At 58.3% G+C, this 19,365-nt stretch carries 14 protein-coding genes; 9 read left to right on the forward strand and 5 right to left on the reverse strand.

Going from position 1 to position 19,365, the window contains the following annotated elements; genetic code table 11:
* Positions 1 to 102: 102 nt before the first annotated feature.
* From pldA to rhtC, 3 genes are all read left to right on the forward strand, one after another.
* Positions 103 to 945 carry a phospholipase A gene (pldA, locus tag C8D90_RS19435; RefSeq protein WP_376744992.1) on the forward strand — a complete coding sequence of 281 codons (843 nt, stop codon included), beginning with the start codon at positions 103 to 105 and terminating at the stop codon, positions 943 to 945.
* 105 nt (positions 946 to 1,050) lie between these two features.
* The gene (recQ, locus tag C8D90_RS19440; protein ID WP_115460126.1) at positions 1,051 to 2,880 is read left to right on the forward strand and encodes an ATP-dependent DNA helicase RecQ; all 1,830 of its coding nucleotides are present in this window, start codon (positions 1,051 to 1,053) and stop codon (positions 2,878 to 2,880) included.
* A 105-nt stretch (positions 2,881 to 2,985) separates the two neighbouring features.
* On the forward strand, positions 2,986 to 3,606 hold the full coding sequence (gene rhtC, locus C8D90_RS19445; protein WP_115460127.1) for a threonine export protein RhtC: 621 nt from the start codon (positions 2,986 to 2,988) through the stop codon (positions 3,604 to 3,606).
* A gap of 14 nt (positions 3,607 to 3,620) precedes the next feature.
* Here rhtC and gntK read toward each other — a convergent pair whose 3' ends face one another.
* From gntK to C8D90_RS19460, 3 genes are all read right to left on the reverse strand, one after another.
* Positions 3,621 to 4,160 carry a gluconokinase gene (gntK, locus tag C8D90_RS19450; protein WP_115460128.1) on the reverse strand — a complete coding sequence of 180 codons (540 nt, stop codon included), beginning with the start codon at positions 4,158 to 4,160 and terminating at the stop codon, positions 3,621 to 3,623.
* Positions 4,161 to 4,336: 176 nt separating this feature from the next.
* On the reverse strand, positions 4,337 to 5,332 hold the full coding sequence (gene gntR / locus C8D90_RS19455) for a gluconate operon transcriptional repressor GntR (RefSeq protein WP_115460129.1): 996 nt from the start codon (positions 5,330 to 5,332) through the stop codon (positions 4,337 to 4,339).
* A 209-nt stretch (positions 5,333 to 5,541) separates the two neighbouring features.
* The gene (locus C8D90_RS19460) at positions 5,542 to 6,237 is read right to left on the reverse strand and encodes a pirin family protein (protein ID WP_115460130.1); all 696 of its coding nucleotides are present in this window, start codon (positions 6,235 to 6,237) and stop codon (positions 5,542 to 5,544) included.
* Positions 6,238 to 6,438: 201 nt separating this feature from the next.
* Between C8D90_RS19460 and C8D90_RS19465 the strand changes: the two genes are divergently transcribed.
* From C8D90_RS19465 to C8D90_RS19485, 5 genes are all read left to right on the forward strand, one after another.
* Positions 6,439 to 8,733, forward strand: coding sequence for a zinc/cadmium/mercury/lead-transporting ATPase (locus C8D90_RS19465; RefSeq protein WP_115460131.1), 2,295 nt, complete (start codon positions 6,439 to 6,441; stop codon positions 8,731 to 8,733).
* Between the two features lie 189 nt (positions 8,734 to 8,922).
* Complete coding sequence (locus tag C8D90_RS19470) at positions 8,923 to 10,041, forward strand: hypothetical protein (protein ID WP_115460132.1); 1,119 nt, start codon at positions 8,923 to 8,925, stop codon at positions 10,039 to 10,041.
* Entirely contained in the window at positions 10,041 to 11,174 is a 1,134-nt protein-coding gene (locus C8D90_RS19475; protein WP_115460133.1) for a BamA/TamA family outer membrane protein, read from the forward strand. The genes C8D90_RS19470 and C8D90_RS19475 overlap by 1 nt, the downstream gene beginning before the upstream one ends.
* Positions 11,175 to 12,311, forward strand: a complete 1,137-nt coding sequence (locus tag C8D90_RS19480; protein WP_376744990.1) for a DUF4056 domain-containing protein — start codon at positions 11,175 to 11,177, stop codon at positions 12,309 to 12,311.
* Between the two features lie 99 nt (positions 12,312 to 12,410).
* The gene (locus tag C8D90_RS19485) at positions 12,411 to 13,268 is read left to right on the forward strand and encodes a carboxylate/amino acid/amine transporter (RefSeq protein ID WP_115460179.1); all 858 of its coding nucleotides are present in this window, start codon (positions 12,411 to 12,413) and stop codon (positions 13,266 to 13,268) included.
* A gap of 1 nt (position 13,269) precedes the next feature.
* On the opposite strand, the gene C8D90_RS19490 is transcribed toward C8D90_RS19485, so the two are convergent.
* Positions 13,270 to 15,792 (reverse strand): hypothetical protein, encoded by a 2,523-nt coding sequence (locus tag C8D90_RS19490; RefSeq protein ID WP_115460134.1) that lies wholly within the window; start codon positions 15,790 to 15,792, stop codon positions 13,270 to 13,272.
* Positions 15,793 to 15,888: 96 nt separating this feature from the next.
* Positions 15,889 to 16,845 (reverse strand): HTH-type transcriptional regulator MetR, encoded by a 957-nt coding sequence (gene metR, locus C8D90_RS19495; RefSeq protein ID WP_115460135.1) that lies wholly within the window; start codon positions 16,843 to 16,845, stop codon positions 15,889 to 15,891.
* Between the two features lie 148 nt (positions 16,846 to 16,993).
* On the opposite strand from metR, the gene metE reads away from it, so the two are divergent.
* Positions 16,994 to 19,264, forward strand: a complete 2,271-nt coding sequence (metE, locus tag C8D90_RS19500; protein ID WP_115460136.1) for a 5-methyltetrahydropteroyltriglutamate--homocysteine S-methyltransferase — start codon at positions 16,994 to 16,996, stop codon at positions 19,262 to 19,264.
* Positions 19,265 to 19,365: the final 101 nt, after the last annotated feature.

Here is a 19,365-nt window from a genome sequence, read left to right on the forward strand (position 1 = left end):
CCCGAGGCGTACAGAGGATTTCTGTGTAAAATGGCGGATATTTTGAGCACGGATTGATAATTTTTTGTGAGGAATTCATTGATGGGAAAAGGATGGGGAACCATGGTGGCGTTGTTGGCCTGGAGCGGATGCGCGCTGGCCGAAAGCGAAAATAATATACCTGCGCACCGGGGCAGCATTATCGCGAACCTGATGCAGGAATATGATAACCCTTTTACGCTCTACCCCTATGACACCAACTATTTGCTCTACACCAATACCAGCGATCTGAATAAAGAAGCTATCCATTCTTATGACTGGGCTGACAAAGCACGCAAGGACGAAGTTAAGTTTCAGCTGAGCCTGGCTTTCCCCATTTGGCGCGGCTTGCTGGGCGACAACTCGGTGCTGGCGGCTTCCTATACCCAGCGCTCCTGGTGGCAGGCGTTTAACCGCAGCGCGTCTTCGCCGTTTCGCGAAACCAACTACGAGCCGCAGTTGTTTATCGGCTGGGCGACGGATTACGACTATATGGGCTGGACCCTGCGTGACGTCGAGTTCGGCTTTAATCATCAGTCCAACGGGCGTTCAGATCCTACGTCGCGCAGCTGGAACCGGATCTATACCCGCCTGATGGCGGAACGCGGTAATTTCCAGGTGCAGGTCAAGCCCTGGTATCGTATCCCGGAGAACAGCAGCAAGGACGACAACCGCGATATCACCAAGTACATGGGATACTACGATTTGCAGTTGGGCTACAGCTGGGGCAAAAGCGTGTTCAGCGTCAAGGGGCATTACAACTGGAACACCGGCTACGGCGGCGCTGAGATGGGATGGAGCTACCCGATGACGAAGCATATCCGCCTCTATACCCAGTTGTTCAGCGGCTATGGTGAATCGATGATTGATTATGATTTCCGCCAGACCCGCGCCGGCGTTGGGATCATGCTGAATGATATTATGTAATTGCGGAAACCTTCGCAGGACATTACTTCCGTTAACGACAAACCGGCTCCGGACGCCTAGAATAGCACCCTGTGTTTTTCCGGTAACAAACAGAGAAGAGGTAGCGTGGTAACGGCAGAGGTCATTAGCGCAGAGATGCTGGCAGAGCAGGTATTGCGGGATACGTTCGGGTATCAGCAGTTCCGTCCGGGTCAGCAGGAAATTATCAATGCTGCGTTAGCCGGCTGTGACTGTCTGGTGGTGATGCCCACCGGCGGCGGTAAATCACTGTGCTACCAAATCCCGGCGCTGGTGCTGGAAGGGCTGACGCTGGTCGTTTCGCCGCTGATCTCGCTGATGAAGGATCAGGTCGATCAGCTGCTCGCCAACGGGGTTAACGCCGCCTGCCTGAACTCCACGCAAACCTGGGAGCAGCAGCAGGCCGTGTTTGCCGGGTGCCGCAGCGGCGAAATCAAGCTGTTGTACGTTGCGCCGGAACGGTTGGTGATGGATAACTTTCTCGATCAGCTCCCGCACTGGAATCCCGCTCTGCTGGCGGTGGATGAAGCGCACTGCATTTCCCAATGGGGGCACGATTTCCGGCCAGAATACCGGGCGCTGGGGCAAATCAAGCAACGTTTCCCTTCCATTCCGGTTATCGCCCTGACGGCTACCGCCGACAGCACAACCCGTGATGATATTGCCCGCCTGCTGTCGCTCGACGACCCGCTGATTCAGGTCAGCAGCTTCGACCGCCCGAATATTCGCTACACCCTGGTGGAAAAGTTTAAGCCGCTCGATCAGCTTTGGCGTTTCATTCAGGGGCAGAAGGGGAAGTCGGGCATTATCTATTGCAACAGCCGCGCCAAGGTGGAAGACACCGCAGCGCGTCTGCAAAGCCGCGGGCTTAGCGTCGCGGCGTATCACGCCGGGCTGGATAATGACCGCCGGGCGCAGGTGCAGGAAGCTTTCCAGCGCGATGACCTGCAGGTTGTCGTTGCCACCGTGGCATTCGGCATGGGGATCAACAAGCCCAACGTGCGTTTCGTGGTGCACTTCGACATTCCGCGTAATATCGAATCCTATTATCAGGAAACCGGACGGGCCGGGCGTGACGGCGTGCCCGCCGAAGCGGTGCTGTTTTACGATCCGGCGGACATGGCGTGGCTGCGCCGCTGCCTGGAAGAAAAGCCGGACGGGCAGCAGAAAGAGATTGAACGCCACAAGCTGAACGCCATGAATGCGTTTGCCGAAGCGCAAACCTGCCGGCGCCTGGTGTTGCTGAACTATTTCGGCGAAGGACGTCAGGAGTCCTGCGGTAACTGCGATATCTGCCTGGACCCGCCCAAACGCTATGACGGGCTGATGGATGCGCAAAAAGCGTTGTCCGCGATTGCGCGCGTAGGGCAGCGCTTCGGCATCGCCTACGTCGTGGAAGTGCTGCGCGGGGCCAACAGCGCCCGTATCCGGGAATTCGGCCATGACAAGCTGTCGGTGTTCGGCCTGGGGAAAGAGCAGTCTCAGGAGCATTGGATCAGCATCCTGCGTCAGCTGATCCACCTGGGAATGGTCACGCAAAACATCGCCCAGCACTCCGCCCTGCAACTTACTGAAGCCGCTCGGCCGGTGCTGCGCGGCGAAGTCCCGCTGCAACTGGCGGTGCCGCGCATTATTAACCTGAAATCCCGTACCAGCCAGCCGAAAAGCTATGGCGGTAACTACGATCGCAAACTGTTTGCCAAGCTGCGTAAACTGCGCAAAGCGATCGCCGATGAAGAAAACATTCCGCCCTACGTGGTATTCAACGACGCCACGCTGCTGGAGATGGCTGAGCAGATGCCGATCCGGCCCGGAGAGTTGCTGAGCATCAACGGCGTCGGGCAGCGTAAACTGGATCGCTTCGGTCAGGCGTTTATGACGGTGATCCGGGAACACGTAGACGGGGACGATGAGTAAGCGCCAGGCGTAAAGAACCGGCGTCTTGCCTCCGTATTCTCTTTCTTACTTGCCGTTATCGGCGCTAGTATAACGACTTTCCTTTTTATCAGGCAGGACACGGCAATGGTGTTATTTTTCACAATCGCGCTGGTGCATCTGGTGGCGTTGGCCAGCCCCGGCCCCGATTTCTTTTTCGTTTCGCAAACGGCGGCCAGCCGCTCGCGTAAAGAGGCGATGCTGGGTGTGCTGGGGATTACGCTCGGTATCGTGATTTGGGCTGGCGTCGCGTTGATGGGCCTGCACCTGATCCTGATGAAAATGGCCTGGCTGCATCGGGTGATTACCCTGGGCGGGGGGCTGTACCTGTGCTGGATGGGTTATCAGCTGCTGCGTTCGGCCCGTGCTAAAGGCGCTCTGGACGCCAGCGGCGCGGAAGTCGCGCTGCCGGCGCGCGGCAAAACCTTTTTGCGTGGTTTCCTGACTAATTTGTCCAACCCGAAAGCGGTCATCTACTTCGGCAGCGTGTTTTCCCTGTTTATCGGGGATAATCTCGGCGGCGGCGAACGTGCCGGTTTGTTTTTGTTGATCGTGGCTGAAACCTTCTTGTGGTTCAGCGCGGTGGCATTGGTGTTCGCCCTGCCGGTGATGCGTCGCGGTTATCAGCGTCTGGCCAAATGGATTGACGGCGTTGCCGGCGTCCTGTTTGCCGGATTTGGCCTACATCTGATCTTTTCCCGGCCATAACGCCGGGGAAGTTTTCAGGCGTTGCCGGCGATAACGTTTTTGATGACTTTAACCGTGCTTTCCACAACGCCGTCCAGCGGCGGATCGATATGGACGGTATGTACGTCGGCTTCGTCGTTGCCCGGCTCTTCCAGGGTGGCAAACTGTGTTACCAGCATCTGTGGTTTGAAGAAGTGCCCCTTACGCGCTTTCAGCCGGCTTTCGATCAGCGAGAAGTCTCCCTTCAGGTAAATAAAGTGCAGGTGCTTGTTGCCTTCGCGCAGCATGTCGCGATAGCTCTTTTTCAGGGCTGAGCAAACCAGCAGGGAGATATCATTGGTACGCTGCATGGCGAAAATCGCATCGTTGAGCGCTTTGAGCCAGGGTTTGCGGTCATCATCGTTCAGCGCATGGCCTTCCGACATTTTGACGATATTGGCGCGCGGATGCAGAAAGTCGCCGTCCAGGAACGCCGTGCCCATTTCCTGAGAAACTGCATTGGCAACGGCAGATTTTCCGCTGCCTGATACGCCCATCAGAACAAACACGTGATGCGGCTGTTTGACGTCACTCATATTCTCCTCCAGCGCGTTATGAAAGGGTTTTTAAGGAATGTTACTGGTAACTTGTTATGGGTAACATTGTCGGGATTGTTGTGCGGATAAGCAACAGTCAGCGTAAACGAAAATGAATAACTGTGATGTTAATCGCAGTTACTTTGTCTTCGTAAAGAGGTTAGAGGGCGTTGGGATCAGATACTGCCGCCATACAGCAGGGTAAAGCCGACGTCCACCATCTGCGATGAGATCTGCTCGCCGCGCAGCCGGGCCAGCAGGCGCTCTGCGCCGATCTGCCCCATGCGGTAACGCGGCGTGGACACGCTGGCGAGTTTCGGCTCCATCACCTGGCCGATGTCGTGACCGTGGAAGCCGGCGATCGCCATATCCTGAGGAATGCGCAGGCCGCGCCGCTGGCACTCAAAAGCCGCGCCTATCGCCAGGTCGTCGTTGGTGCAGAAGATGCTGTCCATTTCGGGATAACGCTCAAGCGCGATGCGCATCAGCTCTCCACCGGTGGAATAAGACGAACTGACCGGCACCATCACGCTGTTCGGTTCCAGTCCTTCTTCACGCATGGCGGCTTCATAGCCCATCTGTTTGATGACGGTACGTTCATCCTGACGGGCGCCGAAGTAGACCACATGCCGGTGCCCGCGTTTGATAATTTCCTGCGTCATGGCTTTCGCTGCGGCGAAATTATCAAACCCGACGGCGATGTCGATGCAGGGCGTGATGCAATCCATCAATTCAACGACCGGAATGCCGGCGACTTCGATCATCTTGCGCGTGCGGGGGGTATGAATGCGTTCGGACAGGATCAGACCGTCGATGTTATACGAGAGCAGCGACGTCAGGCGTTCCTCTTCCCGCTCCGGCTGGTAGCCGTAGTGAGCGATCATGGTCTGGTAGCCGTGAGCGTCGGTGACGCTTTCGATGCCGCGCAGCACTTCGGCGAAAACCTGGTTGGTCAGCGAGGGCAACAGCACGCCGATAGCGCGGCTGGTGGCATTGGAAAGAATGTCCGGCGCACGGTTAGGGATATAGCCCAGTTCATCCAGCGCGACGGCGATTTTTTTCTGCAAGGGAGCGGAAACCTGATCGGGATTGCGCAGGTAACGGCTGACCGTCATTTTGGTCACACCAACTCTGTCAGCAACATCTTGAAGCACCGGGCGTTTTTTCTTCATTTCCAATCAGATGAGTTACTGTTCCGTAGGGATCGCAGTGTAGCAAAAAAATAATGTTACGGATATCTTCAGGAGTAACAAAGAAAAAGCACCGCCCCTTCCGGGAGCGGTGACTGACAGGGTGTCAATTTTGAGGGTAATGCGTTTTATCGTTATTTTTGCAGGTTTTCAGGCTGCGGCGTTGCCGGCCGCGGCCTGAGAGCCGGGTGTTATACCGGCGGCAAATCAAACAGCAGGATTTCGGCCGCGTCGTCCGCGTGAACGGAGATCGCCGTTTCATCCCAAATCGCCACGCCGTCGGCGGTTTCTACTTTCTGGCCGTTAATGGATACGTTGCCTTTCACAACCTGGATCCATATCCGGCGATCCGCCTGGATCTGGTACACCGATTGTTCATCTTTCAACATCGCCCAGCGGGTCAGCGTCATGTCCTGAAAGACTTTCAGTGAGCCGTCACGGGCATCGGGCGACAACACCAACTGGCGGCCCTGCGGCGCGTCGAAGGTGCGCTGCTCATAGCGCGGCGTCAGGTTTTTCTCTGACGGGATAATCCAGATCTGGTACAGATGCAGGTTACGATCCTGAAGCGCATTGTATTCAGAGTGGCGTACCCCGGTGCCGGCGCTCATAATCTGGAACTCACCGGCGTTGACGCGTTCTTTATTGCCCATGCTGTCCTGGTGTTCTACGGCGCCTTCCAGCACGTAGGTCAGGATTTCCATGTCTTTGTGCGGATGGGTGGGGAAACCCTGTCCGGCGGCAATCATGTCGTCATTGATCACGCGCAACGCGGAAAAGCCCATGAAGTTCGGATCGTAGTAATCGGCAAATGAGAAGGAGTGCCACGTATCCAGCCAGCCATGGTTAGCGTGACCGCGGTCTTGTGCCTTGCGTACGTAAATCATAATCAAATCTCCTCAACGTTTTTTACTAGTCTAGACCTAACCTGAAAATATGAAAGCCTAAAAAACTCACTCCTCTGTTCAAAAAAATCGATTAAGAAAGGCGGTGACGTTTTTCGCTTTATTTCCTTGACTCTGGAGTTGACTCCAGAGTGTAGAGTTAAGGAAAACCCAATCTCCCGACAGCGATACCCGGAGGCTTTTATGTCAGAACATACTCATCATGAAGACGGGCACGGCGCATGCGGCTGCGGCCACGCACATGCCAAAACGCAACATGGTTGCAGCAGTGCCGTACCCCACCAGCACGCCGCGCCGGCGCAGGAGCCGGCGGCCTGCTGTGGCGAAGATCATTGCCATAGCGAAGAGGGCGGGGGGGAAGAGGAGCCGCCCTTGCCGCCGCTGACCGGAAACCAGCGTTTCAGCTGGCAGGTCAGCGGCATGGATTGCCCCAGTTGCGCGCGCAAAATTGAAAATGCGGTTAAAAACGTTCCCGGCGTGGAGCGGGCCGCCGTGCTGTTCGCCACGGAGAAACTGGTAGTAGATGCGAACGCGGACATTACGGCGGATGTGCGCAACGCCGTCACCCGTGCCGGGTTTACGTTGCTGGCGGGGCCGGGGGAGAAACGCGCTGCTGTACAACAGGAAAGCCGCTGGAGTGAGTATGGTTTCCTGATCTCATTAGCAGTAATGATGGTGCTGAGTTATGTGGTCGAACAGTTCAACCCGCAACTGGGTCGCATTGCCTTTATTGCCACTACGTTGGTGGGGCTGGTCCCGATCGTTTCCAAAGCCTGGAAGTTAATCCGCAGCGGCACGCCTTTCGCCATTGAAACCCTGATGAGCGTGGCGGCGCTGGGGGCATTGTTCATCGGCGCGACCGAAGAAGCGGCGATGGTGCTGTTGCTGTTTATGATCGGAGAACTGCTGGAGTCCTATGCCGCCGGCCGGGCGCGCCGGGGGGTTGCCGCGTTGATGGCGCTGGTGCCGGAAGAGGCGGTGCTGGTGGACGGCGAAGCGCGCCGGCGTGTTGCCGTGGCTTCCCTGCGTCCGGGGCAGATTATCGAAGTCGCGCCCGGTGGGCGGCTGCCGGCGGATGCGGTGTTAACGGACGCTTTCGCCAGCTTCGACGAAAGCGCGCTGACCGGCGAATCTGTGCCGGTGGAGCGCCAGCGCGAGGAGAAAGTCGCCGCTGGCGCATTGGTGGTCGATCGCGTGTGCCAGTTACGGGTGGTGTCGGAACCGGGCAACAACGCTATTGACCGCATCCTGCAGTTGATCGAGGAAGCGGAGGAACGCCGGGCGCCTATTGAGCGTTTCCTTGACCGTTTCAGCCGCTATTACACCCCGGCGGTGATGCTGCTGGCGCTGCTGGTGATTCTGATTCCGCCGCTGGTCTTCGCTCAGCCGTGGGAAACCTGGATCTATCGCGGGTTGGCGATGCTGTTGATCGGCTGCCCGTGTGCGCTGGTGATTTCCACTCCGGCAGCCATTACCTCCGGGCTGGCCGCAGCCACCCGGCGCGGCGCGCTGATTAAGGGCGGCGCAGCGCTGGAACAACTGGGCCGGGTGCAAACCGTGGCGTTTGATAAAACCGGCACGCTGACGCAGGGAAAACCGCAGGTGACCGACGTGCTGCCGCTGGCTGGCGGGTCCGCAACGGAAATTCTCGGCCTGGCGGCGGCAGTGGAAATCGGCTCGCACCATCCGCTGGCGCAGGCGATCGTTCAACGCGCGGAGCAGGATGGCGTAACGCCGGTGGTTGCGCTTGAACGTCAGGCTAAGGCAGGAATCGGCGTTGAGGGAAGGATCGGGGAGCGGTGGGTTCAGGTCATGACGCCGGCCAAACTGATGCCGGCGCAGCTTGATGACGCCACGCGACGTCAGATCGAAACGCTGGAAAATGCGGGCAAGACCGTGGTTGCCGTGGTGGGCGATGAACAGCTCTGCGGCCTTATCGCCATGAGTGATACGCTGCGGGGCGATGCGGTTCAGGCGTTGCAGGCCCTGAAGCTGTTGGGTATCAATGGCGTGATGCTGACCGGGGACAATCCGCGCGCGGCGGCGGCGATCGCCTCAACGCTGGGTATTGATTTCCGCGCCGGTCTGTTGCCGGAAGACAAGGTGAAAGCGCTGGAGGCGCTGAGTGTGAATTCCGTTACCGCGATGGTCGGAGACGGCATCAACGATGCGCCGGCAATGAAGGCGGCGAGCGTGGGGATCGCCATGGGCAGCGGCTCAGACGTGGCGCTGGAAACGGCGGATGCCGCGCTGACCCATAACCGCCTGACCGGGCTGGCGGAGACGATTGCGCTTGCCCGCGCCACGCACGCGAACATTCGTCAGAACATCACCATCGCTATCGGCCTGAAAGCGGTCTTTATGGTAACCAGTTTGTTAGGATTAACCGGCCTGTGGCTGGCGGTACTGGCGGACTCCGGTGCAACGGCGCTGGTGACGGCGAACGCCCTGCGTTTGTTACGGGCGAAAAAATTCTGATTTTCTAATGTGTTGTTGTGATGTCTTAACGCGGATACCGTGACAGTATCCGCGTTAAGCACTTAAAGAACCGAAATCCCCTTAAAGATTGTTATAATTCCGCCACTTTTTTGTAATATATCCAGATTAATCCTAACTATGGCGCCGACTGCTGCGTCATTCCCCACTGACCAACAGAAACGACGAAAAATGAAAAGAAAAATGCTGTTTCCGCTTGCCTGCGCGGCGTTCTCATCTTCTTTTGCTTGCACCGTTCTGGCCGATGATGCCACGGATATCCTGATTGACCGTGCAGCCCGGCCTGCCTTTACAACGGCGGATACCTATAAGCCGGGTACCGCCGCGGCATCTGGTGCCGAAAAAGCTGCCGTGCCGGCAGCGGCAGATGCGCAGAAAAGCGACGGCGGCGGTTCTGTCCTGCCTTTCTGGGGAGATGAAGCCCGGGCGCAGGGGTATGATTTACCCGAGCCGTTCGGTATCAACGTTAATTACATGAATATACGGCAGAATATCGACGTTGACAGCATTCGCTTCTCCGGTCTTGGATTAGGTTCCGGCAACAGCTTCACGCCCTTGCCGTCTGAACTGTTTGACATCAGCGTAGGGCATACCCGTGAACGCAGCAAAACCGAAACGCTCAAGCTGGATGCCTGGGTGCTGCCGTTTATGAACATTTATGGCCTGGTGGGCTACACCAAGGGCAGCTCGGTTTCAAAAGTTTCGGTAGACTCCGACCCTTCCAAGTTTTCCGGCAACTTCCTGAACACCATTATTTCCCGCGTTATCCACAACATGAACCAAAGCGGACAGCTGAAGGATCTGGATTTCACCCTGGATTTTAAAGGCGTGACCTATGGTGCGGGTACGGTGCTGGCCGGCGGCTATAAAAACTGGTTCTTTCTGACCGACATCAACTATACCCAAACCCGCTTCGACATTCTGGACGGCAGCATTGACGCATTCACGGTGTCTCCGCGCGTGGGCTATAAGTTCGATATTCCCGAGATGCCGGCGTTGCACCTGGGGCCAACGAAGCTGAGCGTGTGGGTAGGCTCGATGTATCAGGACGTGCAGCAGGAGTTTCGCGGCAGCCTGTCCGATCTGAATATGCCGGCTGAGCTGCAGCAATTGATGAAGCTGGCGGATTCGGACGGCAAAGGCCGCTTTAAGGTTAAACAGCATCTTGAATCGCCCTGGAACGTGTTGCTGGGAACGCAGTATGAGATTACCCGCAACTTTAACGTCGCTACGGAATTCGGCTTTGCCGACCGTAATAGCTTCTTCGTATCGGCGGAATATCGTTTCTGATGGGCAAAGCGTTTTTACCCTGGCTGTTTTTGCTGGCGACGGTGAATGTGCAGGCGGGGTTGTTGCCCGATCGGGCGCAGATCGACGGGTGGCTGAAGGGGCTGGGTTCCGACAATCAGTTTGACGCCAGCAAAGGCATCGACTGGGGCGTGATGCCCGGCCCGTTTTATACCCCGGAGCTTGGCCTGGGGCTGGGCGCCGCCGTGGTGGGTATGTACCGGCCGGATGCGACGGATAGCGTCAGCCAGAACTCGACGCTTTCCCTGACGGGCTTTGTCAGTTCAACCGGCGCCTTTGGCGCCGGTTTTGAAAATTACAGTTTCTTTGCGCAGGATCGCTGGCGCTTTTACCTGAACGGCAGCCTGAAAAACATGCCCACATACTATTGGGGCGATGGCTACGGAGCGGGGAAAAACGATAATCACAAGCAGGAATATACGTCGAAGGAGTTCGCGTTAGCGCCGACGGTGCTGCGCCGGCTTGCGGCAGATACTTATTTCGGACTGGGATGGTCGCTTTCTGCGCAGGATGCCGCATCGGTGAAGGATGTCTGGAAAGGGAATTTTCAGCGTGCGCCGGGCGGCACCTCGGTGTTCAGCTCCGGCGCCAGCGCGACGCTTTCCTACGATACGCGTGACTTCGTGCCGAACCCCTCCCGCGGTCAGGTTGCAGACCTGACGTACACCCACTATTCTCCCGACCTGGGCGGCGATGACCGTTTTGACGTGCTGGAAAGCCGCTATGGCCTGTACTATCCGTTTAACGATAAAACGGTGCTGGCGTGGGATCTCTACGGCCGCTTTACGCAGGGCGACGTGCCGTGGAATATGATGTCATTGCTGGGCAACGACCAGCGTATGCGTGGCTATTATGAAGGACGTTATCGCGATCGCGATGCTGTCAGTACTCAGTTAGAATACCGGCGTAAGCTGGACTGGCGGCACGGTTTCGTGGCCTGGTTAGGGACCGGCACCCTGGCGCATCGTTCAGGCGACCTGGGTAAGGGTGCCTGGTTGCCGTCCGTCGGCGCCGGGTATCGCTTTGAGTTCAAGCCGCGCATGAACGTGCGGCTGGATTTCGGCGTAGGGAAAAGCAGTTCGGGATTCTATTTTCAGGTCGGGGAAGCGTTTTAAGTGCGTATTGGCGCGTTGGTTTTAGGATCGTTACTGCTGATTGGTTGTCAGGGACAGGCATCGTCCACGCTCCCGATCCTTCCTGATCTGCACACCCGGCCGCAGGAAAAGGCAGCCCGCGTCTGGCCGGTGGCGCCGCCGCTTTCCACGCCGGACGGGCTGCGCCCTTGTTGCGCCTTCGGCTACAATCTGCAAGCGCAGGCGCTGGGCATTCCGGTGCCTTTCTACATGCTGGGCAACGTGGTTGAGGCCGACAGCCTGGGCGAGCATCATTACAATGACAGCATGCTCGGCGCGGTCGCCAACCTGATGGGGCTGAGCAGCGAAGTTGACGGCTTGCTCTACACCCGTCGCGGCGGCTTTATCGACCTGGCCCACGTGCGCGATACCGCGGACTACACGCTGTTTCTTTTCACGCATATCTGGCCGCGGCTGGGTTTGAGTAATGATATCACCCTGGGTAACGAGCTTGGCGAACGCCGCATTGTGCTTAAGGCGTTCACCGCGCCCTCCGATCCGGTTCAGCGCTATCAGTTGGCCGCTGCGCTGGCGGCGCGGCTGGCGTTTCAGCTTGCGGCCTGGCATGAAGTGGCGCAGTGGTATGGTTATGAATCCGTTCCCGGATTTTCCGAAGGCGTCTCTGCTTTTTCACCGGAAGATCTCTACTCCAACCTGCTCGGCGCGCGGCTGGCCATCAGCGTGATTCTGGCCGGTCATGCTTCCTCCCTGGAAAACTATAACCTGGCGATGCAGAGGATTCTTCCGCAGGCGCTGCATACGCTGGAGGCGGTGCCGGCGGTGGAAACCCGCTTCCATTTCGATATGCTGGACGGCAACTGGTGGAACAGCCATCGTCGCCTGCCGGACAAATACCTGGTGTTGTTCCGCAATTATCAAACCGGCGATAATCGTCTGCCTTCCGCGGTGCCGGGCGAAAAAACGCCGCCGCTGCGTCTGCAACTGGCGGATAACGTGGGCGGTTTTTCGCTGGATGAACTGGGCGAGTTGCAGATTTGGCCGGGTAGTTCGATGAAGAACCTTCCGCCTCCCATCCGTTACTACACCTATCGTGATTTTCCCGCGTTGGCGCTGCATGCGCGCGCCGTAGATGCCAGGGAATTGTCGGAAACACGCTGAGTGGCGAAAATTCATCCGGATGTAAACCTTATTGCCTGCGCATGCCGTGCGCGGATTCGGTAAACTTGCGCCTTCTTTCGGCAAATAGTGGATGATGGCGTGGTTTTCCTGCTTTTGACGACCCTGCTGTGGGCTTTCTCGTTTAGCCTGATTGGCGTATATCTGGCCGGTCAGGTAGATGCCTGGTTTGCGGTGATGATCCGCGTGGCGCTGGCCTGCGTGGTCTTCCTGCCCTTTTTACGCCTGCGCGGAGTGCGGCCGCGGCAGGCGCTGCTGTATATGACGGTGGGAGCCTTCCAGCTCGGGGTGATGTACCTGTTCTACTACCAGTCTTTTCTTTACCTCTCGGTGCCGGAAATCTTGCTGTTTACCATCATGACGCCGATTTACGTCACGTTAATTTATGACCTGTTGCAGGGGAACCGCCTGCGCTGGGGATACCTGTTCAGCGCCCTGCTGGCGGTATTCGGCGCTTTGATCATTCGCTATAACCCGTTGAGCCAGAAATTTTTACTGGGATTTTGCCTGGTTCAGGGCGCCAATATTTGCTTTGCCGTTGGTCAGGTGGGGTATAAGCGGCTGATGGAGCTCTATCCGATGCCGCAGCACAACGCGTTTTCCTGGTTTTATCTCGGCGCGCTGTGCGTGGCGCTGCCGGCCTGGCTGCTGTTCGGCAATTTCCATCAATTGCCGGCCAGCGGATTGCAGTGGGGTATTTTGCTGTGGTTGGGTATCGGCGCTTCCGGGATGGGCTATTTCATGTGGAACTACGGCGCCACCAAAGTGGACGCCGGTACGCTGGCGATCATGAACAACGTGCTGATTCCGGCCGGGTTGTTGGTAAACCTGGCCGTCTGGCAACAGCATCCCGACTGGCTGCGTTTGATCGCCGGCGGCGGTGTTATCGCGCTTTCCCTGTGGGTACACCGCCGCTGGGTTGTGCCGCTTCAGCGCTGAATCAGCGTCTGCCGCCCATACGACCGCGAAAGCGCGGCTCGTAATTACTGCGATCGAAGTGACGCTCCTGAAAGGCTGGACGCTGTTGCAGCGCCTGCCGGCGTTGCCCGGCGGCCTGTGATGGCTGATGCTCTGTGGGCTGCCATTGCTGACGCGGAGCGGCGGCAATGGCGTTTTGCCGGGCATTCAGGCGTTCGCCGCCACGCTGGCGGGCCTGATAGTCATTGCTGACTTCCGCCGGTGGTTTACTGCTGACGAAGTTACCGCTGGCGTCCATCTTCTGCCAGCCGTCGGCGGTATGCTGATAGACGGCGCCGTCGTGGCCGGCGTAAATTCCGTCCGGCCCGGCGATAGCGCCGCCGTGATTGATCTGGCCGGTTTCCTTGTCGTAGTGCACGTAGCCTGAACCATGTACGGCGCCGCCTGCGCCGAGCGAGGTGAAACTGCCGGCTTTGCCCGCGCTCTGCGGCGTGCTGCCCGCGATGCTCTGACTGTGGGTTTCGCGCCCGGTGTTGACGTTAACGCTGTTACGGGCGTTTACGGCGGCGGCGTTGCCGGTGCCGGGATTACTGATGCCGGCGCTGCGATCGGCGACCGCGCGCCCGGTTTCAGGGTTAAAGCGTACGTTGCCTGCGGCGCCCCGCGTGATTCCCGTGCCGTCGTTGGTTACTTTACCCGCATAGCCGTAGCCGTGCCCGCCGGTGGCCTGATTATAGAAACTGCCGCGTACCTGACTGCCGTGATTACCCGTCCAGGGGTTGCTCCAGTCCGTACGAACGCCCTGAGCGACGGTGTTGCCCCAGTGGTTATAGACGTTATACACCGACACGCCGCCGCCCCAGTAGCCCGGATACGGCGGATAGTTATAGCTCCATGGCCCCCATCCCGGCGAATTCCAGTAACTTCCCCACATCCAGCCGCTGATAAAGCCGAACGACCAGCCGATGGCGGGATCCCAAGCGAAGCTGCTGCCGTAGCCGTACGTGGCTGGGCAACTGTACCAGACGTTGCCGACCCAGGCATTGCAGGGGTAGCCGGTGCCGTACACCACCACGTTGCCGCTCACCACGGTGCCGTAATAGCCGGGGGTATAGCCGACGTAGACCGTATCGTCGTTGCTGCCGTATATCCGGACATAGGTGACGTAGTGCAGCGGTGAATCCGGCGGGATGGTGTAAACGATCGCCGGAACGCTGGCGGCGACCTTCCATACCCCGGAAGGCGCGGTAGCGCTGAACCAGACGCCGTTCTTCACTGCGAAATAGCTGTGGGCGTCGACTTCAATAACCGGAACGTCAGCGTTCCAGGCGTATTTCAACGGCGTACCCGCGATCGGTTTGAATTTTGCCGCGCCGCCGTCATAGCTCACTTTCAGCGCGGCCTTACTGCGCGAAATCGCCGCTGTTTGCGGTACGGCATTGGCAATGAGCGCCTCGCGCGCCTCCGGCGTACCGGGAACAGAGGCCAACACGGCGCTTTTCGGGCTGTCGGACGGAATTTTGGCGAAATCGGCGGGTAATTTTGCGCCGTCGACGTACTGCCAGGGGCCTTTGGTGGTTTCCGCGCGGAACCAGCGGCCGGAGATCAACGCGTACCAGGCGTTGTTTTCCGCGTCGTCAATGAACACGTCCGACGCGGTATTGGCCACATAAGACAAGCGGGTGCCGGCAATGGGCATGAACTGCGGGTCGCCGTTAATCTGAATCAGTTCGGCAGGTTTAGTGACCACCTGCACCACCGCGGGTTTGACCTGCGCCTGCTTCGGTCCGGTGTCCAGCCGTGTATCTTTAATGGCGGCCTGCATGGCGTAATTGATTTCCGCCGGCACCTCTAACTGCACCGCCCACGCGGCGGTAAGCGCAGTGGCGCTGTACCACTGCCCGCTGAACCAGATGTAATAATTACCGCTTTCCCTGAGCAGCAGCGAGCGGGTGTTGATTGCCCGCTCCACGCCTTTCTGACCGGTTGCCTGCCAGGCCGGCTGGCCGTCGAGCATGACCAGCAGCGTAGGCTGAAAGGCAAACAGAATGTCCGGCGGCGAATTGTCTACCCGGATGTTTTGCTGCGGGCTGTTATTCTGGATGGCCAGATCGGACTCAAGTTGGTCAAGGCTGATGACCAGCGGATGGTGGGGAATGAGTTGGCGTAACAGCGCTAAATAGTGCGCCTGATTGGCGGCATCGGTCGGAAAGTTGACTTTGCTGACGTTGATATCACTCAGCGTCACCTGACGCCGCTCTTTATCGGTGTCGGTTCGGGCGCTGAACCAGGCCACGCCGTAGCTGATTTTGTCCCTGGGTTTGCCGTCATTGCCGGTAACGGTGCCGGTTTTCACCGCCATGACCAGCCTTCCCTGCAATTTGTTGCCCTGCCAGCCGTCAAGCTGGGGCTGGTGGAGCATGATATCCGTGCCGGATGACGTAAAACTGCGCGGCCAGGGCGCGTCATCAGCGGCGTATGAGGGAGGGCTTCCTGCCAGCACAATGACTACAAACAGCGAAAAAAGATAAGACAACAGTCTCATGGAAAGCCTCGGGAGAGCAGGAACACGTCACGTCTTCAGATTCTAATCGTTGCCCGGGGATTTCACATGGCGCAATGCGTGCGGAACGTCAAATTATCAGGCTGACTGGGCCTCATGACGAACCGGGGCCGTTGCCCGCGCCGCTGCCGGATGTTCCGCGCTGCGTACGAACGGCAGGTGCGTGCAGGCATGATCGCGGGCCGACTTAATAAACGCGCTGGTTACCGGATGCTGCTGCTCGCCGTCGCGTACGGCGGCGTACAGGCGGCTCCACAGACCCTGACCCAGCGTCCGGGTGACGATCAGCCCCTGACGTTCAAAACTTTCCACAACCCAATGCGGCAGGGCGGCGATCCCCATGCGGGCCGCGACCATTTGGATCAGCAACAGCGTGTTATCGACGTTCTTCAGCGCCGGGGAGACGTCCGCCGGTTGCAGGAAGTGGCGCCAGATATCCAGCCGCTGACGCTGTACCGGATAAATCAGCAACGTTTCAGGAGCAAGATCCTGCGCGACGATCTCTTCATAACGCGCCAGCGGGTGGTCGGGTGCGAGCACCAGACGCACTTCATAATCAAACATCGGCGTGTAGTGCAGGCTGCTGCGCGGCAGAATATCGGAGGTCAGCACCAGATCGAGCTCGCCTTGTTGCAAGGCCGGTTGGGGATCGAAGGTGACGCCGGACTGAAAATCCACCGAAACGTCGGGCCAAAGGCGACGAAAGTTGTCCAGCGCCGGCGTCAGCCACTGTATGCAACTGTGGCACTCAATGGCGATGCGCAGCGCCGTCTGATGCGGTTCATGGCAGGCCTGAAGCGCTTGTTGGATTTGCGGCAATATCTGTTCCGCCAGGCGCAGCAGAATTTCCCCCTGCGGAGTGAAGCGCAGAGGCTGACTTTTACGTACGAACAGCCGGTAACCCAGACGTTGCTCCAGATCGCTGAACTGGTGCGACAACGCTGACTGGGTCTGATGAACCTGAGCGGCGGCGGCGGCCAGCGACCCCGTACTGCGCAGGGCCTGCAACGTTCTCAAATGTTTCAGCTCGATCATGAAGGTTACTCATTTTGAATGTGAATAATTTGCGCTTGTGAGATATACACTACCTGCGGATTATGGATGTGTAAACATCTGGATGGCTAAAACTTGTGACGATAAGGCAAGAGAGAAGCCGGAACCGAATATCCGAAGAGGTTAAATAATGAGCGTAATCAGTCATATTCTGGGATTTCCGCGTGTGGGTCTGCGCCGTGAGCTGAAGAAAGCACAAGAGAGCTACTGGGCCGGCACGTTGTCGCAACAAGAACTGCTGGAGGCAGGGAAAGCGCTGCGCGCCCGCCACTGGCAGCAGCAAAAGGACGCCGGGGTAGACTTACTGCCGGTCGGTGATTTCGCCTGGTACGATCATGTGCTGACGACCAGCCTGCTGCTGGGCAACGTACCTGCCCGTCACCGCAATGCAGACGACAGCATCGACCTGGATACCCTGTTCCGCATCGCCCGTGGCCGGGCGCCCAGCGGGGAGCCGGCCGCCGCGTCGGAAATGACGAAGTGGTTCAATACCAACTATCACTATATCGTGCCGGAGTTTACGCGCGGACAGCGTTTCTCCCTGAGCTGGACGCAACTGCTGGATGAGGTGGACGAAGCCCTGGCGCTGGGTCATAAGATTAAGCCGGTATTATTGGGGCCGCTGACCTACCTGTGGCTGGGTAAAGTGAAAGGGGAAGAATTCGATCGCCTGACGCTGTTAAAAGATATCCTGCCGGTTTATCAGCAGGTGTTGGCTGAACTGGCGCAGCGCGGCATCGAGTGGGTGCAAATTGATGAACCGGCGCTGGTGCTGGAGCTGCCGCGTGAGTGGCTGAGCGCTTATCACGCTGCCTATCAGGCGTTGGCCGGCAAGGTGAAGCTGCTGCTGACTACCTATTTCGACGGGGTAACGCATAACCTCGACACCCTCCGCGCACTGCCGGTGGACGGCCTTCATGTCGATGCGGTTGCAGGTCATGACGATCTGAACGCACTGGAAGCCGCTTTACCGGAGGGATGGGTGTTTTCCGTCGGCGCGATCAACGGGCGTAACGTTTGGCGCGCCGATTTGGCGCAGTGGCAGGCGCGTCTGCAACCGCTGGCGGCGAAGCGCCAACTGTGGGTGGGATCTTCCTGCTCGTTGTTGCACAGCCCGATTGATCTCGGCACGGAAACCCGCCTGGACGATGAAGTAAAAAGCTGGTTCGCCTTCGCCATTCAAAAGTGCGGGGAACTGGCATTGCTGGCCGGTGCGCTGAACGCGCCGCAGGCCGGGAATCTGGCGAAGTTGGAGGCCTACAGCGCGCCGATCCGCGCCCGTCGCAACTCAACGCGTGTGCATAATGCTCTGGTGGAGCAGCGTCTTGCCACCATTACCGCCCGCGACAGCGAGCGCGCCCAACCTTACCCGCAGCGTGCGGCGTTACAGCGCGAGCGCTTCAATCTGCCGGCATGGCCGACGACCACCATCGGCTCTTTCCCGCAAACCACGGAGATCCGTACGCTGCGTCTGGATTTCAAACAAGGCCGTCTGGATACGCCGCGTTACCGCACCGGCATCAGCGAACATATCAAACAGGCCATCGCCGAACAGGAAAGCCTGGGGCTGGACGTGCTGGTGCACGGTGAAGCCGAACGTAACGACATGGTGGAATACTTCGGCGAGAATCTGGACGGCTTCATCTTTACCCAGAATGGCTGGGTGCAGAGCTATGGCTCACGCTGCGTAAAACCGCCTGTGATCATCGGCGACATCAGCCGCCCGGCGCCGATCACCGTGGAATGGGCCAAATATGCTCAGTCCCTGACGGACAAACCGGTAAAAGGCATGCTGACCGGCCCGGTAACCATTCTCTGCTGGTCGTTCCCGCGTGAAGACGTCAGCCGGGAGACCATCGCCAAACAGATCGCGTTGGCGCTGCGTGATGAAGTTGCAGATTTGGAACAGGCGGGCATCGGTATTATCCAGATTGATGAACCGGCCCTGCGTGAAGGTTTACCGCTGCGCCGCGCTGACTGGCAGGCCTATCTCGATTGGGCGGTGGACGCTTTTCGCCTGAATGCGGCAGTTGCGCGTGACGACACGCAGATCCACACGCATATGTGTTATTGCGAATTCAATGACATCATGGACTCCATTGCGGCGCTGGATGCGGACGTAATCACCATTGAAACCTCGCGTTCCGACATGGAACTGCTGGATGCCTTCCGTGACTTTGAATATCCGAATGAAATCGGGCCGGGCGTGTATGACATTCACTCTCCCAACGTGCCGAGCGTGGAATGGATTGAGGCGCTGCTGCGCAAAGCGGCGGACAGCATTCCGGCCGAACGCCTGTGGGTGAATCCGGACTGCGGCCTGAAAACCCGTGCCTGGCCGGAAACCCGTGCGGCGCTGGGGAACATGGTGAAAGCGGCACAGCGACTGAGAGCGTTGTAATTCTCTGGTGCATAATGAAAACCGGGTCCGTGCGGCCCGGTTTTTCGTATCTTGCATCCCGCCACATTCCCCGGATAATCAGAGAACTCATTCTCTGATGC

The organism is Enterobacillus tribolii (assembly GCF_003363015.1).
In the GTDB taxonomy this organism is placed as follows: domain Bacteria; phylum Pseudomonadota; class Gammaproteobacteria; order Enterobacterales; family Enterobacteriaceae; genus Enterobacillus; species Enterobacillus tribolii.